Origin of the sequence: Escherichia sp. HH26CH (assembly GCF_009820205.1) — a bacterium.
GTDB lineage: Bacteria > Pseudomonadota > Gammaproteobacteria > Enterobacterales > Enterobacteriaceae > Escherichia > Escherichia coli_F.
The window spans coordinates 172,337-192,199 of record NZ_VNXM01000064.1 but is presented as its reverse complement, the minus strand read 5'-3'; the positions used below and the strand labels follow the sequence as shown (position 1 = coordinate 192,199).

Annotated in this window: 19 protein-coding genes; 10 read left to right on the top strand and 9 right to left on the bottom strand. The window is 51.7% G+C overall.

Features of this window, described 5'->3' with window-relative positions:
• Positions 1-13: 13 nt before the first annotated feature.
• From ytfT to FQ015_RS20445, 3 genes are read left to right on the top strand one after another with little or no spacing between them, the layout of a single operon-like run.
• The gene (ytfT, locus tag FQ015_RS20455; RefSeq protein WP_039021188.1) at positions 14-1,036 is read left to right on the top strand and encodes a galactofuranose ABC transporter, ATP-binding protein YtfT; all 1,023 of its coding nucleotides are present in this window, start codon (positions 14-16) and stop codon (positions 1,034-1,036) included.
• On the top strand, positions 1,023-2,027 hold the full coding sequence (yjfF, locus tag FQ015_RS20450) for a galactofuranose ABC transporter, permease protein YjfF (protein WP_039021189.1): 1,005 nt from the start codon (positions 1,023-1,025) through the stop codon (positions 2,025-2,027). The genes ytfT and yjfF overlap by 14 nt, the downstream gene beginning before the upstream one ends.
• 27 nt (positions 2,028-2,054) lie before the next feature.
• Positions 2,055-2,570, top strand: coding sequence for a DUF2569 domain-containing protein (locus tag FQ015_RS20445; protein ID WP_032185775.1), 516 nt, complete (start codon positions 2,055-2,057; stop codon positions 2,568-2,570).
• A gap of 37 nt (positions 2,571-2,607) precedes the next feature.
• On the opposite strand, the gene fbp is transcribed toward FQ015_RS20445, so the two are convergent.
• On the bottom strand, positions 2,608-3,606 hold the full coding sequence (fbp, locus tag FQ015_RS20440) for a class 1 fructose-bisphosphatase (RefSeq protein ID WP_000853753.1): 999 nt from the start codon (positions 3,604-3,606) through the stop codon (positions 2,608-2,610).
• A 175-nt stretch (positions 3,607-3,781) separates the two neighbouring features.
• Here fbp and mpl point away from each other — a divergent pair, with 175 nt between their 5' ends.
• Positions 3,782-5,155 (top strand): UDP-N-acetylmuramate:L-alanyl-gamma-D-glutamyl-meso-diaminopimelate ligase, encoded by a 1,374-nt coding sequence (gene mpl / locus FQ015_RS20435; RefSeq protein WP_001219783.1) that lies wholly within the window; start codon positions 3,782-3,784, stop codon positions 5,153-5,155.
• A gap of 155 nt (positions 5,156-5,310) precedes the next feature.
• Here the strand turns inward: mpl and yjgA are convergent, their stop codons facing one another.
• A complete protein-coding gene (gene yjgA / locus FQ015_RS20430) occupies positions 5,311-5,862 on the bottom strand; it encodes a ribosome biogenesis factor YjgA (RefSeq protein WP_000166270.1) in 552 nt (183 codons plus the stop codon).
• A 92-nt stretch (positions 5,863-5,954) separates the two neighbouring features.
• On the opposite strand from yjgA, the gene pmbA reads away from it, so the two are divergent.
• The 4 genes from pmbA to FQ015_RS20410 all read left to right on the top strand — a co-directional run bounded on the left by pmbA (position 5,955) and on the right by FQ015_RS20410 (position 8,440).
• Complete coding sequence (pmbA, locus tag FQ015_RS20425) at positions 5,955-7,307, top strand: metalloprotease PmbA (RefSeq protein ID WP_001162173.1); 1,353 nt, start codon at positions 5,955-5,957, stop codon at positions 7,305-7,307.
• A 52-nt stretch (positions 7,308-7,359) separates the two neighbouring features.
• A complete protein-coding gene (gene cybC, locus FQ015_RS20420; RefSeq protein WP_001232246.1) occupies positions 7,360-7,746 on the top strand; it encodes a cytochrome b562 in 387 nt (128 codons plus the stop codon).
• Positions 7,747-7,917: 171 nt separating this feature from the next.
• Complete coding sequence (locus FQ015_RS20415; protein ID WP_000212715.1) at positions 7,918-8,160, top strand: type II toxin-antitoxin system RelB/DinJ family antitoxin; 243 nt, start codon at positions 7,918-7,920, stop codon at positions 8,158-8,160.
• On the top strand, positions 8,150-8,440 hold the full coding sequence (locus FQ015_RS20410; protein WP_088541509.1) for a type II toxin-antitoxin system RelE family toxin: 291 nt from the start codon (positions 8,150-8,152) through the stop codon (positions 8,438-8,440). The genes FQ015_RS20415 and FQ015_RS20410 overlap by 11 nt, the downstream gene beginning before the upstream one ends.
• Here the strand turns inward: FQ015_RS20410 and nrdG are convergent, their stop codons facing one another.
• The 5 genes from nrdG to treR all read right to left on the bottom strand — a co-directional run bounded on the left by nrdG (position 8,441) and on the right by treR (position 15,844).
• A complete protein-coding gene (gene nrdG, locus FQ015_RS20405) occupies positions 8,441-8,905 on the bottom strand; it encodes an anaerobic ribonucleoside-triphosphate reductase-activating protein (protein WP_001106232.1) in 465 nt (154 codons plus the stop codon).
• A gap of 157 nt (positions 8,906-9,062) precedes the next feature.
• A complete protein-coding gene (gene nrdD / locus FQ015_RS20400) occupies positions 9,063-11,201 on the bottom strand; it encodes an anaerobic ribonucleoside-triphosphate reductase (RefSeq protein ID WP_000187805.1) in 2,139 nt (712 codons plus the stop codon).
• A gap of 393 nt (positions 11,202-11,594) precedes the next feature.
• On the bottom strand, positions 11,595-13,250 hold the full coding sequence (gene treC / locus FQ015_RS20395) for an alpha,alpha-phosphotrehalase (protein WP_160524429.1): 1,656 nt from the start codon (positions 13,248-13,250) through the stop codon (positions 11,595-11,597).
• Positions 13,251-13,299: 49 nt separating this feature from the next.
• Positions 13,300-14,721 carry a PTS trehalose transporter subunit IIBC gene (gene treB / locus FQ015_RS20390; protein WP_160524428.1) on the bottom strand — a complete coding sequence of 474 codons (1,422 nt, stop codon included), beginning with the start codon at positions 14,719-14,721 and terminating at the stop codon, positions 13,300-13,302.
• A gap of 118 nt (positions 14,722-14,839) precedes the next feature.
• The gene (treR, locus tag FQ015_RS20385; RefSeq protein ID WP_272916538.1) at positions 14,840-15,844 is read right to left on the bottom strand and encodes a trehalose operon repressor TreR; all 1,005 of its coding nucleotides are present in this window, start codon (positions 15,842-15,844) and stop codon (positions 14,840-14,842) included.
• A 125-nt stretch (positions 15,845-15,969) separates the two neighbouring features.
• On the opposite strand from treR, the gene mgtL reads away from it, so the two are divergent.
• Positions 15,970-16,023, top strand: a complete 54-nt coding sequence (gene mgtL, locus FQ015_RS20380; RefSeq protein WP_001387276.1) for a mgtA regulatory leader peptide MgtL — start codon at positions 15,970-15,972, stop codon at positions 16,021-16,023.
• A gap of 140 nt (positions 16,024-16,163) precedes the next feature.
• Complete coding sequence (gene mgtA, locus FQ015_RS20375; protein ID WP_000471876.1) at positions 16,164-18,860, top strand: magnesium-translocating P-type ATPase; 2,697 nt, start codon at positions 16,164-16,166, stop codon at positions 18,858-18,860.
• Positions 18,861-18,904: 44 nt separating this feature from the next.
• Here mgtA and FQ015_RS20370 read toward each other — a convergent pair whose 3' ends face one another.
• Positions 18,905-19,360: a transposase gene (locus FQ015_RS20370; protein ID WP_001130089.1), complete on the bottom strand. Its 456-nt coding sequence runs from the start codon at positions 19,358-19,360 to the stop codon at positions 18,905-18,907.
• A gap of 66 nt (positions 19,361-19,426) precedes the next feature.
• Positions 19,427-19,813 (bottom strand): 2-iminobutanoate/2-iminopropanoate deaminase, encoded by a 387-nt coding sequence (gene ridA / locus FQ015_RS20365; RefSeq protein ID WP_000047539.1) that lies wholly within the window; start codon positions 19,811-19,813, stop codon positions 19,427-19,429.
• Between the last annotated feature and the right edge of the window lie 50 nt (positions 19,814-19,863).

Here is a 19,863-nt window from a genome sequence, read left to right as displayed (position 1 = left end):
GGAGAACAGTGTGATGCCTCAATCTCTCCCTGACACTACGCCGCCGAAAAGGCGCTTTCGCTGGCCAACAGGAATGCCGCAGCTGGCGGCGCTATTGCTGGTGTTGCTGGTCGATAGCCTGGTGGCCCCGCATTTCTGGCAGGTGGTGCTTCAGGATGGGCGTTTGTTCGGTAGTCCTATCGACATTCTTAATCGCGCCGCCCCCGTTGCGCTACTGGCGATTGGTATGACGCTGGTGATCGCCACCGGTGGGATTGATCTCTCCGTGGGGGCGGTGATGGCTATCGCCGGAGCCACAACAGCTGCGATGACGGTCGCGGGATTCAGCCTGCCGATTGTTTTGTTAAGCACCCTGGGCACTGGCATCCTGGCGGGATTGTGGAACGGCATACTGGTAGCGATCCTCAAAATTCAGCCGTTTGTTGCCACCCTGATCCTGATGGTCGCCGGGCGCGGCGTGGCGCAACTGATCACCTCCGGACAGATCGTCACGTTTAACTCGCCGGATCTCTCATGGTTTGGCAGTGGATCGCTATTGTTCCTGCCAACACCAGTCATTATTGCGGTACTGACGCTTCTCCTCTTCTGGCTGTTGACCCGCAAAACGGCGCTGGGGATGTTTATCGAAGCCGTTGGTATCAACATTCGGGCGGCAAAAAATGCCGGAGTCAACACACGAATCATCGTCATGCTCACTTATGTGTTGAGCGGGCTGTGTGCGGCGATTGCGGGCATTATCGTGGCGGCGGATATTCGCGGTGCCGATGCCAACAACGCCGGATTATGGCTGGAGCTGGACGCCATTCTTGCGGTGGTGATTGGCGGCGGATCGCTGATGGGCGGGCGTTTTAACCTGCTGCTCTCAGTGGTAGGGGCGCTGATTATTCAGGGGATGAACACCGGAATTTTACTTTCTGGCTTTCCGCCAGAGATGAACCAGGTGGTCAAAGCGGTAGTGGTGCTTTGCGTGCTGATTGTTCAGTCGCAACGCTTTATCAGTCTGATTAAAGGAGTGCGTAGCCGTGATAAAACGTAACCTGCCGCTTATGATCACCATCGGCGTCTTTGTGCTGGGTTATCTCTACTGTCTGACGCAGTTTCCCGGTTTTGCTTCCACAAGAGTGATCTGCAATATCCTGACCGATAACGCTTTTCTGGGGATCATCGCCGTTGGCATGACCTTTGTGATCCTCTCCGGTGGGATCGATCTCTCCGTCGGTTCGGTGATCGCCTTTACCGGCGTGTTTCTGGCAAAAGTGATTGGCGATTTCGGCCTCTCGCCGCTGCTGGCGTTTCCACTGGTGCTGGTGATGGGCTGTGCCTTTGGCGCATTTATGGGGCTTTTGATCGACGCCCTGAAGATCCCGGCGTTTATCATTACTCTGGCAGGAATGTTCTTTTTGCGTGGCGTCAGCTATCTCGTTTCGGAAGAGTCGATCCCGATAAATCATCCTGTTTATGACACGCTCTCAAGCCTTGCATGGAAAATCCCTGGCGGCGGTCGCTTAAGTGCGATGGGGCTACTGATGCTGGCGGTGGTGGTTATCGGCATATTCCTCGCGCATCGTACCCGTTTTGGTAATCAGGTATACGCCATTGGCGGCAACGCAACGTCGGCGAACCTGATGGGGGTTTCCACTCGCAGCACCACTATTCGCATTTATATGCTCTCCACCGGACTGGCAACGCTGGCGGGGATTGTTTTCTCGATTTATACCCAAGCCGGATATGCGCTGGCGGGCGTAGGTGTGGAACTGGACGCTATCGCCTCAGTGGTGATTGGCGGTACACTTTTGAGCGGTGGCGTTGGAACAGTACTTGGGACGCTTTTTGGCGTGGCGATTCAGGGACTGATTCAGACATATATCAACTTTGACGGTACGCTGAGTTCCTGGTGGACGAAAATCGCCATCGGCATTTTGCTGTTCATTTTTATTGCCTTACAGCGTGGATTAACGGTGCTGTGGGAGAATCGCCAGAGTTCGCCAGTAATGAGAGTGAGTCCGGAAATTAGACTAAAAGAATAAATTTTACTGATATATAAGGATATTTTTATGTGGGTGAAGGACGGCGAAGAATTACAAACAACATGTAAAAACTGTGGTGTGGCTGTTTTACCACCTGACGATTATTGTAAAAGTTGTGCGGATAAAAAGCTTACAGGGATTGGCGGCTGGCTATTTCTGCCGGCAATTGGTTTAGTGCTTGGTATTCTTGCGAACGCGTATTCAATTATCCATACTTGGGGGCTTACTCACGTAATTTACGAAGAACCGCTCAGGACGGCACTTTATCTGGAAACCGCCGGATTTGCCGTTTTGTTTCTGCTGTTGATTTATACTACTTATTTGTTTTTTAACAAAAAACGCCAGCTTCCACAGTATTATATTGCCCTTCTTCTGTCACTGTTTGCATTCATTGTGGCTGATATTTGGGGGACAATGCACTTTCTTAATGCCTCATTTGAATTGACAGATGCATGGGAGCTTCTGAAAAGTATCATCCATCTTGCAATCTGGATCCCCTATTTTTGCGTATCTAAACGAGTCAAATTAACCTTTGTTAATTGATAATTGAAAACGCCGGACTGCTCCGGCGTTAACTCATTTACGCGTCCGGGAACTCACGGATAAAGCGTTCGACATCTTCAACCATATGGTCATTGCCGACAAAGAACGAACGGCGCTGGTGCAGGGTTTCCGGGATGATATCCAGAATACGCTCTTTGCCATCGCTCGCTTTACCGCCCGCTTGTTCCGCGAGGAACGCCATCGGGTTGCACTCATACAGCAAACGCAGTTTACCGTCCGGGTGGCTGGCAGTGCTTGGGTAGAGATAAATCCCACCTTTCAGCAGGTTACGGTGGAAATCTGCGACCAGAGAACCGATATAACGTGAGGTATATGGACGGTTGGTGGACTTATCTTCTTCCTGGCAGAATTTAATGTACTTCTTCACCCCGTTTGGAAACTTAATGTAGTTCCCTTCGTTGATGGAGTAGGTTTTGCCTTTCTCCGGGAAGCGCATCCGTTCCTGGCACAGGCAGAAAACGCCAAGCGAAGGATCGTAAGTAAAGGCGTGAACACCGCATCCGGTGGTGTAAACCAACATGGTAGAGGAGCCGTATACCACGTAACCTGCCGCAACCTGTTTGTTACCAGGCTGGAGGAAGTCTTCTTCCGTTACCGGCGTACCGACAGGGGTAACACGGCGGTAAATGGAGAAAATGGTACCGACAGAGACGTTAACATCGATGTTGGACGAGCCATCCAGTGGGTCCATCAGCACCACGTATTTTGCGTGTTCACAGCCTTCAAAGACGACAATCTCATCTTCTTCTTCAGAGGCAATGCCCGCAACGATATCGCGTGCTTTAAGTGCGGCTTTCAGTTTTTCATTAGCGAACAAGTCGAGTTTCTGCTGAACCTCGCCCTGCACGTTCTCAGCACCGCTGGCACCCAGGATATCAACCAGTCCTGCTTTGTTGATATCGCGATGGATAATCTTGGCGCCCAGTTTTATTGCCGACAGCAAAGCAGTGAGCTCACCGGTAGCATGAGAAAACTCGTGCTGCTTTTCGACAATAAATTCACCTAACGTTTTCATAAAACTTTCCCTGCAATGTTTATGGAGTAAAGCGACCGCAACAATCTTAACAAATAATCTCAATGTCGCGCTCAGGTGAATCGCGCCAGCAAATTACGGATTATCCTGAAATGCGTTTCTCACTTGCCCGACATATGCGTAAAATGAGCGGCAGATTAAAAAAGGATAGTGACGTATGCGCATTCATATTTTAGGAATTTGTGGCACATTTATGGGCGGTCTGGCGATGCTGGCGCGCCAGTTAGGCCATGAAGTAACGGGTTCGGACGCCAATGTGTATCCGCCGATGAGCACCTTACTTGAGAAGCAAGGCATTGAACTGATTCAGGGTTACGATGCCAGCCAGCTCGACCCGCAGCCGGATCTGGTGATCATTGGCAACGCCATGACCCGTGGAAATCCGTGTGTGGAAGCGGTACTGGAAAAAAACATCCCTTATATGTCTGGCCCGCAGTGGCTGCACGATTTTGTGCTGCGTGACCGCTGGGTGTTGGCCGTTGCCGGTACACACGGCAAAACCACCACCGCGGGAATGGCGACCTGGATTCTGGAACAGTGTGGCTATAAACCGGGTTTTGTGATCGGCGGTGTTCCGGGGAACTTTGACGTTTCGGCACGTTTAGGCGAAAGCGACTTCTTTGTTATCGAAGCGGATGAGTATGACTGCGCCTTCTTCGACAAACGCTCTAAATTTGTCCATTACTGCCCGCGTACGCTGATCCTCAACAACCTTGAGTTCGATCATGCCGATATCTTTGACGACCTGAAAGCGATCCAGAAACAGTTCCACCATCTGGTGCGTATCGTTCCGGGGCAGGGGCGTATTATCTGGCCGGAAAACGACATCAACCTGAAACAAACCATGGCGATGGGCTGCTGGAGCGAGCAGGAGCTGGTGGGCGAGCAGGGGCACTGGCAGGCGAAAAAGCTAACCACTGACGCTTCCGAATGGGAAGTCTTGCTGGATGGCGAAAAAGTGGGCGAAGTGAAATGGTCGCTGGTGGGCGAACATAATATGCATAACGGCCTGATGGCGATTGCGGCGGCCCGTCATGTTGGCGTAGCGCCGGCAGATGCTGCTAACGCGCTGGGTTCGTTTATTAACGCTCGTCGTCGTCTGGAGTTGCGCGGTGAAGCAAATGGCGTGACGGTGTATGACGATTTTGCCCATCACCCGACGGCGATTCTGGCAACGCTGGCGGCGCTGCGCGGCAAAGTTGGCGGTACGGCGCGCATTATTGCCGTGCTGGAACCGCGCTCAAACACCATGAAAATGGGGATCTGCAAAGACGATTTGGCACCTTCATTAGGTCGTGCCGATGAAGTCTTCCTGCTGCAACCGGCGCATATTCCGTGGCAGGTCGCAGAAGTGGCAGAAGCCTGCGTCCAGCCTGCACACTGGAGTGGCGATGTGGATACGCTGGCAGATATGGTGGTGAAAACCGCTCAGCCTGGCGACCATATTCTGGTGATGAGCAACGGCGGTTTTGGTGGAATTCATCAGAAACTGCTGGATGGGCTAGCGAAGAAAGCGGAAGCCGCGCAGTAATTCGGCCTCAGCCTGATATAGTGTGTGTAGGCCGGATAAGGCGTTCACGCCGCATCCGGCATTTGAGCATAGTGCCTGATGCGACGCTTGATGCGTCTTATCAGGCCTACAGGTGCACCGCATCCGGCAAACCATACTCACATCAACAACGAAAATTACCCTTCGTTTTCCGCTAACTCACGCAGATACTGGAAAATCTGGCGCGCGGATTTCGGCGGCTTATTCCCTTCTTTCTCTTTCTTCGCGTTGCGGATCAGAGTACGCAGTTGCTGACGATCGGCATCGGGCCACAGATTTAATACTTCAGCGATGGCGTCATCACCCTGGTCGATCAGACGATCGCGCAGGTTTTCCAGTTTATGGAACAACACCACCTGCTGGTTGTGGCGATTTTTCAGCTTATCCAGCGCCTGACGGATCGGTTCTACGTCGCGCTGGCGCAGCATCTTACCGATGAGCTGCAACTGGCGGCGGCGACCTTCCATCTTAATACGCTGGGCGAGCTCAATAGCCGCGCGCAGATCCGCGTCTAACGGGATCTTATCCAGCGCGTTTTTCCCCAGATCAACAATTTCTGCGCCAAGGCGTTTTAGCTCCTCGGCATCACGTTTAATTTCACTTTTACTGACCCAGATAATTTCATCGTCTTCGTCTTCGATGTCATCACCGGGAACGTCGTCGAGCCAGTCTTCGGGCTGCTTAGTCATCTCAGGCTCCTTAAAAAAGAGGCTAATGTTACCAGTTAAGATGCGCACTGAAAAACGGTTCTCTGTTAGACTTCAGAGAAACTCTCTACATTATGGCACTTGCAATGAAAGTAATCTCTCAAGTTGAAGCGCAGCGCAAGATTCTGGAAGAAGCAGTTTCCACTGCGCTGGAGTTGGCCTCAGGCAAATCGGACGGTGCGGAAGTTGCCGTCAGCAAGACCACCGGCATTAGCGTAAGCACGCGATATGGCGAAGTGGAGAATGTTGAATTCAATAGCGATGGCGCGCTGGGGATCACTGTTTATCACCAGAACCGTAAAGGTAGCGCATCGTCTACCGATTTAAGCCCGCAGGCCATTGCCCGCACCGTACAGGCAGCGCTGGATATTGCCCGTTATACCTCGCCAGATCCCTGTGCCGGCGTGGCAGACAAAGAGCTGCTGGCCTTTGACGCGCCGGATCTCGACTTGTTTCACCCTGCGGAAGTTTCCCCGGATGAAGCTATTGAACTGGCTGCTCGCGCAGAACAGGCTGCATTACAGGCGGACAAGCGTATTACCAATACCGAAGGTGGCAGTTTTAACAGCCACTACGGTGTCAAAGTTTTTGGCAACAGCCACGGCATGTTGCAGGGTTACTGCTCAACGCGTCATTCGCTCTCAAGCTGTGTAATTGCCGAAGAAAATGGCGATATGGAGCGTGATTACGCCTACACCATTGGTCGCGCGATGAGCGATCTGCAGACGCCAGAGTGGGTCGGGGCCGACTGTGCTCGCCGTACTTTATCGCGCCTGTCACCGCGTAAACTTTCCACCATGAAAGCGCCGGTAATTTTTGCCAATGAAGTGGCAACAGGGTTGTTTGGTCATTTGGTGGGGGCGATAGCGGGTGGATCGGTTTACCGTAAATCCACCTTCCTGCTGGATTCGCTGGGTAAACAAATTCTGCCGGATTGGCTGACCATTGAAGAGCATCCGCATCTGCTGAAAGGACTGGCATCTACACCATTCGACAGCGAAGGTGTGCGCACCGAGCGCCGCGATATCGTCAAAGATGGTATCCTGACTCAGTGGCTGCTGACCAGCTATTCGGCGCGGAAACTGGGGCTGAAAAGCACCGGACATGCGGGCGGTATTCACAACTGGCGGATTGCCGGACAAGGGCTAAGCTTCGAACAAATGCTCAAAGAGATGGGCACCGGGCTGGTGGTGACGGAACTGATGGGCCAGGGAGTGAGTGCCATTACCGGTGATTATTCCCGTGGTGCTGCGGGCTTCTGGGTAGAGAATGGCGAAATTCAGTATCCGGTTAGCGAAATCACCATCGCAGGTAATTTAAAAGATATGTGGCGCAATATTGTCACCGTCGGTAACGATATTGAAACACGCAGCAATATACAGTGTGGTTCTGTGCTGTTGCCGGAGATGAAAATCGCCGGGCAGTAAAAAAAGGCGCGACCTGCCGCGCCAAATCTTAATAAGAAAAAGGAAGTGAGCAATGCGTAAAAGCCTGTTAGCTATTCTTGCAGTCTCCTCGTTGGTATTCAGTTCGGCGTCGTTTGCCGCTGATCTTGAAGACAATATGGAAACCCTCAACGACAATTTAAAAGTGGTCGAAAAAGCCGATAACGCGGCGCAAGTCAAAGACGCGTTAACCAAAATGCGCGCAGCGGCGCTGGATGCGCAAAAAGCAACGCCGCCGAAGCTCGAAGGCAAATCGCCAGACAGCCCGGAGATGAAAGACTTCCGCCACGGTTTCGACATTCTGGTCGGTCAGATTGACGACGCGCTGAAGCTGGCTAATGAAGGTAAAGTAAAAGAAGCGCAGGCTGCCGCAGAGCAACTGAAAACGACCCGCAACGCCTATCACCAGAAGTATCGTTAATTCCTTATTGGGCGGTGAAACGTTACCGCCCAACGCTTTCTTCCCCTTCGTAAAATCACCGCAATATCTATCTTCACTACGGCATATTCCTGCGTGTCGTTTTCCAGAAATGAATGTAATGCATATGTAATGCTATAATGCATTACACTTTTCATAATTACCGGGGGCATAATGGCCACACTTAACGTCCGCCTGGATGACAAACTGAAAAATGAGGCTTATGCGGTGCTGGAAAAATTAAACATCACGCCTACTGAAGCAGTGCGGCTGCTGTTTCAGTACGTTGCGGAAAATGGACGAATGCCGGTAAAAACGCTCACTGTCAGTGATAGTGAAGAAGCCTTGTTACGCACTGTCAGGGAACGACTGGCCAACCCACAGGAGGCCATTAAGGTCCGACTGGATGAACTATGAACTGGCTTTTGATCCGCGGGCGCTGAAAGAGTGGCAAAAACTGGGCGTGACAGTCCGGGAACAATTTAAAAAAAAGCTTGGGGATGTGCTGAAAAGGCCGCGCAATCCATCGGCTAAACTACGGGATTTGCCGGACTGCTACAAAATTAAGCTTCGCACACTGGGATATCGCCTGGTCTATCAGGTCAATGATAAAGAGTTGCTCGTGTTGGTGATAGCTATTGGTAAGAGAGAGAACTCAGCCGTTTATGAAGACGTGACAAAACGGCTGGATGAGTGATTAACGCAAATGATGCACCACCTGATTGCTGCTGCCGCGCCAGATCAGGGAAGGGTCTTTTAGATCCTGCATAAATTTGCCGTCGACCAGCACGTTAATCAAATCAACAACCTGCATTTGCGCAGCGTTGAGTTCGTCGAGTTTATAGCCTGTCCACACCCAGATGTCTTTACCCGGACATTCGGCGCGGATGCGTTGTACCAGTTTCAGAATATCCGGCACGTTTTGCGGATGCAGCGGATCGCCGCCGGAGAGGGAAATACCCTGGCGTTTGATGCGGGTGTCATTCAGATCGTTAATGATCTGGTCTTCCATTGCTTTGGTAAATGGCTGACCGGAATTTACCCGCCAGGTGCTTTTGTTATAGCAACCGGGGCATTCATGAACACACCCGGAGACAAACAGGGTGCAGCGAGTGCCGGGGCCGTTGACGATGTCGACAGGATAGTACTGATGATAATTCATTATTTCGCCTGGCTTATCAGTCCGCGTGTAGGCGGTATCAGGCAATCAACGCCTGATGCGACGCCGTTGCGTCTTATCAGGCCTACAGCCGTTGCCAAATGTAGGCCGGATAAGGCGTTTACGCCGCATCCGGCATTTGCTTAGCGCAGAGTGAAGATTAACCGATCTGCCCATTTCCCAAATGTTTAACGCGGCGCTTAACTTCTTCCTGCTTACCAGCGTTAAACGGACGCGCATCCGGGCTACCTAAATATCCGCACACGCGGCGAGTCACCGACACACGGGAGGCGTCATGGTTACCACATTTCGGGCAGGTGAAGCCTTTACTGGTGCACTCAAACTCACCGGTAAAACCACACTCGTAACACTCATCAATCGGCGTATTGGTGCCGTAATACGGTACATGCTGATAGCTGTAATCCCAGACATCTTCCAGCGCCTTCAGGTTGTGCTGAATGTTTGGATATTCGCCGTAGCAAATGAAGCCACCGTTCGCCAGCGGCGGGTAAGGCGCTTCAAAGTCGATCTTGTCGTACGGGTTCACCTTCTTCTCCACATCGAGGTGGAAACTGTTGGTGTAGTAACCTTTATCAGTCACGCCCGGCACCACGCCAAACTCCGCGGTATCGAGACGGCAGAAGCGGTCGCACAGGTTTTCACTTGGCGTGCTGTAAAGGCTAAAACCGTAACCCGTTTCTTCTTTCCACTGATCCACCGCCTGACGCAGACGTTCAACAATGGCGATACCTTTCGCGCGCAGCTGCTCGTTGTCATACACATGCTCGCCGCCAAACAGCGCGTTAATGGTTTCGTGGATGCCGATGTAACCCAGCGAAATAGACGCACGACCGTTTTTGAAGATTTCAGAAACATCATCGTCAGCATTGAGACGCACGCCACAAGCGCCTTCCATATAGAGGATCGGGGCCACGCGAGCTTTCACGCCTTCGAGACGAGCGATACGGGTCATCAGCGCCTTACGTGCCAGCACCAGACGTTCATCCAGCAGCTTCCAGAAGGTGGCTTCATCGCCTTTCGCTTCTAGCGCAATGCGCGGCAGGTTCAGGCTGATCACGCCGAGGTTGTTACGACCATCGTGGATCTGTTCGCCGTTTTCATTTTCCCACACGCCGAGGAAGCTACGGCAGCCCATCGGGGTTTTAAACGAACCGGTGACTTTCACTACCTGATCGTAGTTCAGGATATCCGGATACATGCGCTTGCTTGCGCACTCCAGCGCCAGCTGTTTGATGTCGTAGTTCGGATCGCCTTTTTTATGGTTCAGGCCATCGCGAATCGCAAACACCAGTTTCGGGAACACCGCAGTTTTACGGTTTTTACCGAGGCCCGCGATACGGTTACGCAGGATAGACTCCTGAATCAGGCGAGACTCCCAGCTGGTGCCCAGACCAAAACCAAAGGTCACAAACGGTGTTTGACCGTTGGCGGTGTGCAGGGTGTTTACTTCGTACTCCAGCGACTGGAAGGCATCGTAGCACTCTTTGATGGTACGAGAGTTAGCGTAACCTTCGGCGTCCGGGATGTTCCACTCTTCTGCGGTCTTGCGGTGTTTGTTGTAGCTGGCGGTGACAAACGGTGCCAGCACTTCATCGATACGGTTAATGGTGGTGCCGCCATAAATATGACTGGCGACCTGAGCAATAATCTGCGCTGTTACCGCGGTTGCCGTAGAGATCGACTTCGGTGGTTCAATCTCGGCGTTACCCATCTTAAAGCCCTGGGTCAGCATACCTTTCAGGTCGATCAACATGCAGTTGAACATCGGGAAGAACGGCGAGTAATCGAGATCGTGATAGTGAATATCGCCACGCTCATGCGCCTGCACCACGTCACGCGGCAGCAGGTGCTGACGTGCATAGTGTTTAGCCACAATCCCGGCCAGCAGGTCGCGCTGGGTTGGAATCACCTTGCTGTCTTTGTTGGCGTTTTCGTTGAGCAACGAGGCGTTGGTCTGCTCGACCAAACCACGGATCTCCTGATTCAGGCGACCGCGTTTTTCACGTTCAATGTCGCGATCGTGACGGTACTCGATGTAAGCACGAGCCAGTTGTTTGTATGGACCCGACATCAGCTGGTTTTCAACGGCGGTCTGGATCTCGTTGATATCCACCTGGCTGCGGCCCTGCATCTGCTCGCTGACAACCGCGGCAACAGTGGCGCAATAATCTGCATCATCGACTTCCGCTGCTTTAGCTGCACGCAGAATCGCTTCTTTGATGCGCTCTGATTTAAACGGCACTTTGCAGCCGTCTCGTTTCATCACATGCGGTGTCATGATCGCTCCATATTTTTAAGAACAGGTTATCCACAGAAATTGGGAAAGGTGTTTTCCGGTTTTTTCGTTTCGTTTTCCGGCGCTTTCCGCAATCGCCATCCGCTTATCCACAACGCCGCACCTTTTTCGTGGGGAGCTGTAGTAGCAATTATAGTCGATTAATACAACATATTGGGTCGGGACGCATTTTAAAGTCTATATATAGTGCTTTGCATCAAGGATGTTTGAACTTTTTTTGATGTAGCTCAAAGTAAAAAGCAGAGCGTACGGATGACGGGCGCTACAGCGTTATGTAAATTTTTTAATGAATTTTTTGATTATAAAATCAACAAAAACAACATACTGAAAGGCAAAACCCCGGAATGACCAGTATTACCGGGGCTTAGCGGATACTTACTTCTGTAACCACCAGACGGCCTCAAAAGGCCGTAAAGTCATGGCACAGGGTTGTGCTGAGACTTCTTCGTAGTTATGCATCACAAGCTGCCAGTTTCCGCGCATTTGCCCTGGCTGCCAGGGTTGGATCTCACGGCTAAGGTTGGCAATGACCAGCAAGGTTTGCCCCTTCCATTCACGGCGATAGCACCACAATACAGGGCTGTCTGGCAGCAGATCCTGGTAATTGCCCCATGTCAGGACGGCTTCTTGCTTACGCAGTGCGATTAACTTTTGGTAGGTGTAAAACACCGAGGACTCATCGGCCAGCGCGGCTTCTACGTTGATTTCTTGATAGTTATCGCCCAGGCCAATCCACGGTTCACCCATTGTAAACCCGGCATTATCGCCGTTGCTCCATTGCATTGGCGTGCGACTATTGTCACGGGATTTACTGGCGAGGATTGCCAATAACTCGTCGGCGTCACGCCCATCGTTGCGCAGTTCGGCAAACATATTGAGGCTCTCCACGTCGCGATAGTCAGTAATGCGCGTGAAATGTGGATTAGTCATGCCAATCTCTTCGCCCTGATAGATATATGGCGTTCCCTGCATGCCATGCAGCACCATCGCCAGCATTTTTGCCGCTGGTTCGCGGTAGTCCCCTTCATCACCAAAACGAGAAACAATGCGCGGCTGATCGTGGTTACACCAGAACAAGGCATTCCATGCCACGTTGTGCATTCCTTGTTGCCAGTGGCGGAACAATGCTTTCAACGCCACAAAGTCAGGTTTAGCCAGCGTCCATTTTTCACCACCGGGATAATCGACCTTCAGGTGATGAAAATTAAAGGTCATCGACAATTCACTGCCTGTTAGTGCCGCGTATCGCTGGCAATGCTCAAGGCTGGTGGAGGACATTTCACCCACGGTCATTAAACCGCGAGGCGTAAACACATCGCGGTTCATCTCATGCAAAAACTCGTGTGCTCGTGGCCCGTCGGTGTAGAAGCGACGCCCGTCGCCATCCAGGTCTTCAGGGAAACGCGGGTCTTTGGAGATCAGATTCACCACATCCAGGCGCAACCCGTCGACCCCGCGATCGGCCCAGAACTCACAGACTTTTTTCAGCTCGGCGCGTACCGCCGAATTCTCCCAGTTGAGATCCGCCTGTTCTGGTGCAAAGAGATGCAAATAGTACTGTTCGCTTTCCGCATGCCAGCGCCACGCACTACCGCCAAATTTTGAACGCCAGTTATTCGGTGGCGTTTCTGGTTCACCATCGCGCCAGATATAAAACTGGCGGTAAGGGCTTGCTTTGTTCAGCGCCTCGCGAAACCAGGCATGTTGGGTAGAGGTATGGTTAAACACCATATCGAGAATGATACGAATGCCGCGTGATTTCGCCTGCGTCACCATTTCGTCAAAATCGTCCAGCGTACCGTAAGTGGGATCTATCGCCGTATAGTTCGCTACGTCGTATCCGTTATCGACCTGGGGAGAGACATAAAAGGGGGTTAGCCAGATGGCATCAACGCCCAGTTTATGCAGATAGTCCAGGCGTTGGATAACGCCACGTAAATCGCCGGTGCCGCTGCCCGTGGTGTCCTGAAAACTCTTGGGATAAATCTGGTAGATAACGCCGTTTTGCCACCAGTGGGGAAGATTCGTCATTACGTTATTCCTGCAAATGCGAGGGGGCGCAATTGCGCCCCGAAGAAAATTAAACAATGTCCAGCGTACCCAGGCGGTATTTCCGCTGGTAGATAAATGAGGTGAGTACAATCGGGATGATGATGGCGATAGCCATTGCCAGCGCAAACACTTGCCAATAGATCGGTTGAATAGAGAGAATTCCCGGCAGGCCGCCTACGCCGATGCCATTCGCCATAACGCCGTTCAGACCACATAGCAATCCTGCCAGACCAGAACCAATCATCGCGCACAGCATCGGGAAGCGATATTTCAGGTTGATGCCGTACATTGCAGGCTCAGTGACCCCAAGCCAGGCGGAGATAGCGGCAGGCACGGAGATCTCGCGTTCATTGTTCTTGCGGCTGGAAATGATAATGCCTATCACGGCGGAGCCCTGAGCGATATTCGACAGCGCAATAAGCGGCCACACTGGCGTGCCACCCATGCTTTGAATCATCTGCAAATCTATAGCAAGCGTGGTCTGGTGTACGCCGGTGATCACCAGCGGTGCGTAAAGGAAGCCAAACAATGCCGCACCAATGGGGGCAAAGCTGCCGGTCATCAGGTGACGCACCGCAAAGGCAACGCCATCGCCAATCATGCGACCAAACGGACCAATCAGCGCATGGGCGAGGAACACCGCGAGGATCAGCGAACAGACCGGCACCACCACCAGATAGAGGTAATCCGGCACGATACGCTTAAGGCGAGTTTCTATCACGCCCAGCGCCAGCCCGGCTAACAGTGCCGGAATAACCTGTGCCTGATAGCCCACTTTGGCGATGCTGAACATGCCAAAGTTCCATACTTCCGGTAGCTGCTGCTCGAGCAGATAAGCGTTCATCAACTGTGGAGAAACCAGCGTCACGCCAAGCACGATACCGAGGATCGGCGTGCCGCCCATTTTTTTCACCGCTGACCAGCAAATTCCGACCGGCAGGTAGAAGAAGATCGCTTCACCGATCAACCATAGAAAATCGTAGATCGTTTGCAGGGAAGGGTACATTTGCGCCAGCGTTTGACCGTTGCTCATGGGCAAATCGCCGATCACATTGCGAAAACCGAGGATCAAACCACCACTAATCAACGCGGGCAGCAGCGGGAAGAAGATCTCCGCGAAATGAGAGATCAACTGCTCATGCCATTTCATATTCTGCCGGGCGGCTTTTTTAACCTGCTCTTTATCAACCTGCGCCTGTCCGGTCGTCGCTATCAGCGCTTGATAGTAATCACCCACGTTGGTGCCAATTACCACCTGAAATTGCCCGGCATTGGTGAAACAGCCTTTCACCATGGGGAGTTGCTCAATCTCTTTCGGTCTGGCATTGGCCGGTTGGTTGAGGACAAAGCGCAGGCGAGTAATACAGTGGCTCACCGTCGCAATGTTGCCGCGCCCGCCGACCAGTTCAATCAGCCGATCGAGATCCGTTTGGTTTATTTTGCTCATCATAAGGCCCCATGGCAGATGACATATTTGGTTGGCTGCAGAATATATGGCGGGGGTAAATTTAAAAACGGGAACGTTCCCGAAACGCAGCGAAGATCACAATTTATCGTTCAGGAAACGATCAGGACAGGGTGGCGGGGATGATGATTTGTTGCGGTTCGCTGCGCCCGGTTACCTGCGCAATTAACTGGCTGGCCGCCTGGCGTCCGGCTTCGGCGTAACCTGGGTCAACGGTGACGATCTCCGGATGGAGGAATTTCATTAACGGTGTATTACCGACGCTCGCCAGTTGCAAGGTGTCGATGCGTTGCTCTTGCAAGTATTTACTTGCGCCAAGTGCCAGCGTGTCGGTTGCGCATAGTAACGCGGTAGTTTCAGGGGTAATCACTTTTGCTACGTTCTCATAGCCTTGCTTCATCGCAAGGCCTGGCAGGGCGGCGACGGGATGCAGTTTATGCGCTTTGCAGAACGCCAGGTAGGCTTCGTGACGTCGCTTACCGGTCGTCACGTCACTGTGCGGTACGCCGAGATAACTGATATTACGATGTCCCTGATCATACAGCCGTTGCATCAGGATTTTGATTGCCCCTTCGTCGTCATAACAGACCGAAGCAAAGCCTTTCGCGTCACGTGCCAGCAGAACCAGCGATGACTGCCAGTGGGCTAACATGTCTTCGGTTATGCCGGTAAAACCGAACAGCACTATGCCGTCGATATTACGCCGTTTCAGCACCCCCAAATGTTCGGCAACTAATTGCGGAGAAAACTGACTTTCCATCATGATCGGGTCGTAACCTTGTTCATAGAACGCTGGCAGCATGGTTTGGACGGCGAGATTTTCTGACAACGAATCCAGACGGGTCACGATGATGGCGACGACTTTGTCGCTTTGCCCACGCATAGCGCGTGCGGAGCGGGAAGGGGAAAATCCATGCTGATTCATCACTGCTTCCACGCGCTCGCGCGTGCGCTGACTCACGCCGCTTTCGTTATTCAGCACTCGGGAAACCGTAGATTTCCCCACGCCGCTTAAGCGCGCGATGTCTTTGATGGTCAGCCGATTTTGCATCCTGTTGTCCCGTAATTGCGTTTCATTATTTGAGCCTAACTTTACCCGTGCATTCAGCAATGGGTAAAGTCTGGTTTATCGTTGGTTTAGTTGCCAGTAGGTATTATATCGCCATAAATGCCACGAATATTATTGGATTCTCCTTATTATTTGCGGCGCTTTTTTCACTTACCGGAGGTTATATGGAACCTGATCCCACGCCTCTCCCTCGACGGAGATTAAAACTTTTCCGGTAAGCCCGTCTTTTCACGGCGTTACCGGATGCGTAAGGCCGTGACGTTTTAACGTCCCAGCTCAGCTTTATTACCTTCAGGTAAGGCTTCGCCACGCCTGAAGACATTTCTGCACTGTTTCAGTCAGTGCGGAGGGACTCCTTATGTTTAAAGAAATTTTTACCCGGCTCATTCGCCATTTACCTTCCCGTCTGGTTCATCGCGATCCATTGCCTGGCGCGCAGCAGACAGTGAATACGGCGGTCCCGCCGTCCTTAAGTGCGCATTGCCTGAAAATGGCGGTGATGCCAGAACAGGAATTATGGAAAACGTTCAATACCCATCCGGAAGGGTTAAATCAGGCGGAAGTGGAATCTGCCCGCGAACAACATGGTGAAAATAAATTACCCGCGCAACAACCGTCGCCGTGGTGGGTGCATTTATGGGTCTGCTATCGCAACCCCTTTAATATTTTGCTCACCATTCTCGGTGCTATTTCTTACGCCACGGAAGATTTATTTGCCGCAGGTGTTATCGCGCTAATGGTCGCTATTTCTACGTTGCTGAACTTTATTCAGGAAGCTCGTTCCACCAAAGCGGCAGATGCCCTGAAAGCGATGGTCAGTAATACCGCGACGGTACTGCGCGTAATTAACGATAAAGGTGAAAATGGCTGGCTGGAAATCCCGATAGACCAACTAGTGCCCGGCGATATTATAAAACTGGCGGCGGGGGATATGATCCCGGCAGATTTACGTATCTTGCAGGCGCGGGATCTGTTTGTCGCTCAGGCGTCGTTAACCGGTGAGTCTCTGCCCGTGGAAAAAGCCGCAACCACTCGCCAGCCGGAGCACAGCAATCCGCTGGAGTGCGACACCCTGTGTTTTATGGGCACCACCGTGGTGAGCGGCACGGCACAAGCAATGGTGATTGCTACAGGAGCCAACACCTGGTTTGGTCAACTGGCGGGGCGTGTTAGTGAGCAGGAAAGCGAGCCGAATGCCTTTCAGCAAGGGATTAGCCGCGTCAGTATGCTGCTGATTCGCTTTATGCTGGTGATGGCTCCGGTGGTGTTGCTGATCAACGGTTACACCAAAGGTGACTGGTGGGAAGCGGCACTGTTCGCACTTTCGGTCGCGGTAGGCTTAACGCCAGAAATGTTGCCGATGATTGTCACTTCGACGCTGGCGCGTGGTGCCGTAAAGCTGTCGAAACAGAAAGTGATCGTCAAACATCTGGATGCCATTCAGAACTTTGGCGCTATGGATATTCTGTGCACTGATAAAACCGGCACCCTGACGCAGGATAAAATTGTGCTGGAGAATCATACCGATATCTCCGGTAAAACCAGCGAACGCGTGCTGCATAGCGCGTGGTTGAACAGTCATTATCAGACCGGACTTAAAAACCTGCTTGATACAGCGGTGCTCGAAGGTACGGATGAAGAGTCAGCGCGCTCGCTGGCCAGTCGTTGGCAAAAAATTGATGAGATTCCGTTTGATTTCGAGCGTCGCCGGATGTCGGTGGTAGTGGCAGAGAATACCGAACATCATCAACTGGTTTGCAAAGGCGCATTGCAGGAAATCCTCAATGTGTGTTCGCAGGTGCGTCACAATGGTGAGATTGTGCCGCTTGATGACATCATACTGCGTAAGATTAAGCGCGTTACTGATACGCTGAATCGTCAGGGGCTGCGCGTGGTTGCGGTGGCGACGAAATACCTGCCAGCACGTGAAGGGGATTACCAGCGGGCGGATGAATCCGACCTGATCCTCGAAGGATATATTGCTTTCCTTGATCCGCCGAAAGAGACAACAGCTCCGGCACTGAAGGCATTAAAAGCGAGTGGCATTACCGTGAAAATCCTTACTGGCGACAGCGAGTTAGTGGCGGCGAAAGTGTGCCATGAAGTGGGACTGGACGCGGGAGAGGTGGTCATTGGTAGTGATATTGAAACGCTATCTGACGACGAACTGGCAAATCTTGCACAGCGCACCACGCTGTTTGCTCGCCTGACGCCGATGCATAAAGAACGCATCGTGACCTTGCTAAAGCGCGAAGGGCATGTGGTTGGCTTTATGGGCGATGGTATTAATGATGCGCCCGCCTTACGCGCTGCGGATATCGGCATTTCTGTGGACGGCGCGGTAGATATTGCCCGTGAAGCGGCTGATATCATCCTGCTGGAAAAAAGCCTGATGGTGCTGGAAGAGGGGGTTATTGAGGGACGTCGCACTTTCGCCAACATGCTGAAATACATCAAAATGACGGCGAGCTCTAACTTCGGTAATGTGTTCAGCGTGCTGGTGGCGAGTGCTTTCTTGCCCTTCCTGCCGATGTTGCCGCTACACTTGCTTATTCAAAATCTGCTGTACGATGTGTCACAGGTGGCGATCCCATTTGATAACGTCGACGACGAGCAAATTCAAAAGCCGCAGCGTTGGAATCCGGCGGATCTGGGGCGCTTTATGATCTTCTTCGGACCGATCAGTTCGATCTTCGATATTCTGACGTTTTGCCTGATGTGGTGGGTATTCCATGCCAACACGCCGGAAACGCAAACGCTGTTCCAGTCGGGCTGGTTTGTGGTGGGATTACTATCGCAAACGCTTATTGTGCATATGATCCGTACCCGTCGTGTACCGTTTATTCAGAGCTGTGCATCGTGGCCGTTAATGATCATGACCGTGATTGTGATGATAGTCGGGATCGCATTGCCGTTTTCGCCGTTGGCCAGTTATCTGCAACTGCAGGCGCTGCCGTTAAGCTATTTCCCGTGGCTGGTTGCGATTCTGGCAGGGTATATGACGTTAACCCAGTTGGTGAAAGGGTTCTATAGCCGTCGTTACGGCTGGCAGTAAGCAAGTGATGAAGCTGGCCTGAAATACTCTTTCAGGTCAGTCTGTTACGAAAACACCTGAATAAAAAAATAGATTACTGCAAAAATAAAAAAACAAATAAACGTCCAGCTCAAATTATAAAGGGCGCTATAGCTGTTATTAACAGAACGAGAGAGAAAAATGTCTTCTTTTTTTATATGTCTGGCGGAGATGTTGCGATACAGGCGGATATAATAAACACAATAGAGTAATAAAGGTGGTATTGCCCATCCACCTGTAGGTTTACCAAATATAAGCGTGAGTATAATGACGATAGCAATGAAAAGCAGAAAGACGATCTGTGCTTTAGATTCTATTTTTTTTAATTCGCTTCTGATGCCGTCAGCGTGCTGTTCTTGCCAGCGCCGCAGCGTGTTAACGCTAAATTGATAGTGTTCACAAAGCTCCTTATTAGATGCCCCCTCTTTTGACCGCTGTAAAATTTCAGCAATTTGCTTATCTGTGAAACGGGATTTAGCCATCTTCAACCCTCCGTGGTTGAATCAGATAATCCAGGCGCGAAACCTGGATTATCTTTTTGAAAGAGATTAGCGACGAACAGCGATCGCTTCGATCTCAATCTTCACGTCTTTCGGCAGACGGGCAACTTCAACGCAAGAACGTGCCGGGAAGGTGGCATTGTGCTCGGTGAAGAACGCTTCGTAGGTAGCGTTTACGGTTGCGAAGTCGTTCAGATCTTTCACAAACACGGTGGTTTTAACGATATCGCCCACTTTCAGGCCAGCGGCTTCGACGATAGCTTTTACGTTATCCAGCGACTGACGTGCCTGTGCAGCGACGTCTGCCGGTACTTCGCCGGTTTTCGGGTTTACCGGGATCTGACCGGAGGTAATGATCATATTGCCCAGATCAACGCCCTGTACGTAAGGACCGATAGCTGCCGGTGCATTTTCCGTCGCGATAGTTTTGCTCATGATTTCTCCTTTATTACAGCGGTAAAAAGTCTGGCTCATTATAGGGAGCC

Bases quoted from the DNA above. Each gene is read 5' to 3' on its own strand.
- FQ015_RS20445 (WP_032185775.1), top strand. From the start codon at position 2,055: ATGTGGGTGAAGGACGGCGAAGAATTACAAACAACATGTAAAAACTGT.
- mgtA (WP_000471876.1), top strand. From the start codon at position 16,164: ATGTTTAAAGAAATTTTTACCCGGCTCATTCGCCATTTACCTTCCCGT.
- ridA (WP_000047539.1), bottom strand. From the start codon at position 19,813: ATGAGCAAAACTATCGCGACGGAAAATGCACCGGCAGCTATCGGTCCT.
- pmbA (WP_001162173.1), top strand. From the start codon at position 5,955: ATGGCACTTGCAATGAAAGTAATCTCTCAAGTTGAAGCGCAGCGCAAG.
- treC (WP_160524429.1), bottom strand. From the start codon at position 13,250: ATGACGAATCTTCCCCACTGGTGGCAAAACGGCGTTATCTACCAGATT.
- ytfT (WP_039021188.1), top strand. From the start codon at position 14: ATGCCTCAATCTCTCCCTGACACTACGCCGCCGAAAAGGCGCTTTCGC.
- FQ015_RS20370 (WP_001130089.1), bottom strand. From the start codon at position 19,360: ATGGCTAAATCCCGTTTCACAGATAAGCAAATTGCTGAAATTTTACAG.
- nrdD (WP_000187805.1), bottom strand. From the start codon at position 11,201: ATGACACCGCATGTGATGAAACGAGACGGCTGCAAAGTGCCGTTTAAA.
- FQ015_RS20415 (WP_000212715.1), top strand. From the start codon at position 7,918: ATGGCCACACTTAACGTCCGCCTGGATGACAAACTGAAAAATGAGGCT.
- mpl (WP_001219783.1), top strand. From the start codon at position 3,782: ATGCGCATTCATATTTTAGGAATTTGTGGCACATTTATGGGCGGTCTG.
- nrdG (WP_001106232.1), bottom strand. From the start codon at position 8,905: ATGAATTATCATCAGTACTATCCTGTCGACATCGTCAACGGCCCCGGC.
- fbp (WP_000853753.1), bottom strand. From the start codon at position 3,606: ATGAAAACGTTAGGTGAATTTATTGTCGAAAAGCAGCACGAGTTTTCT.
- treB (WP_160524428.1), bottom strand. From the start codon at position 14,721: ATGATGAGCAAAATAAACCAAACGGATCTCGATCGGCTGATTGAACTG.
- cybC (WP_001232246.1), top strand. From the start codon at position 7,360: ATGCGTAAAAGCCTGTTAGCTATTCTTGCAGTCTCCTCGTTGGTATTC.
- FQ015_RS20410 (WP_088541509.1), top strand. From the start codon at position 8,150: ATGAACTATGAACTGGCTTTTGATCCGCGGGCGCTGAAAGAGTGGCAA.
- yjgA (WP_000166270.1), bottom strand. From the start codon at position 5,862: ATGACTAAGCAGCCCGAAGACTGGCTCGACGACGTTCCCGGTGATGAC.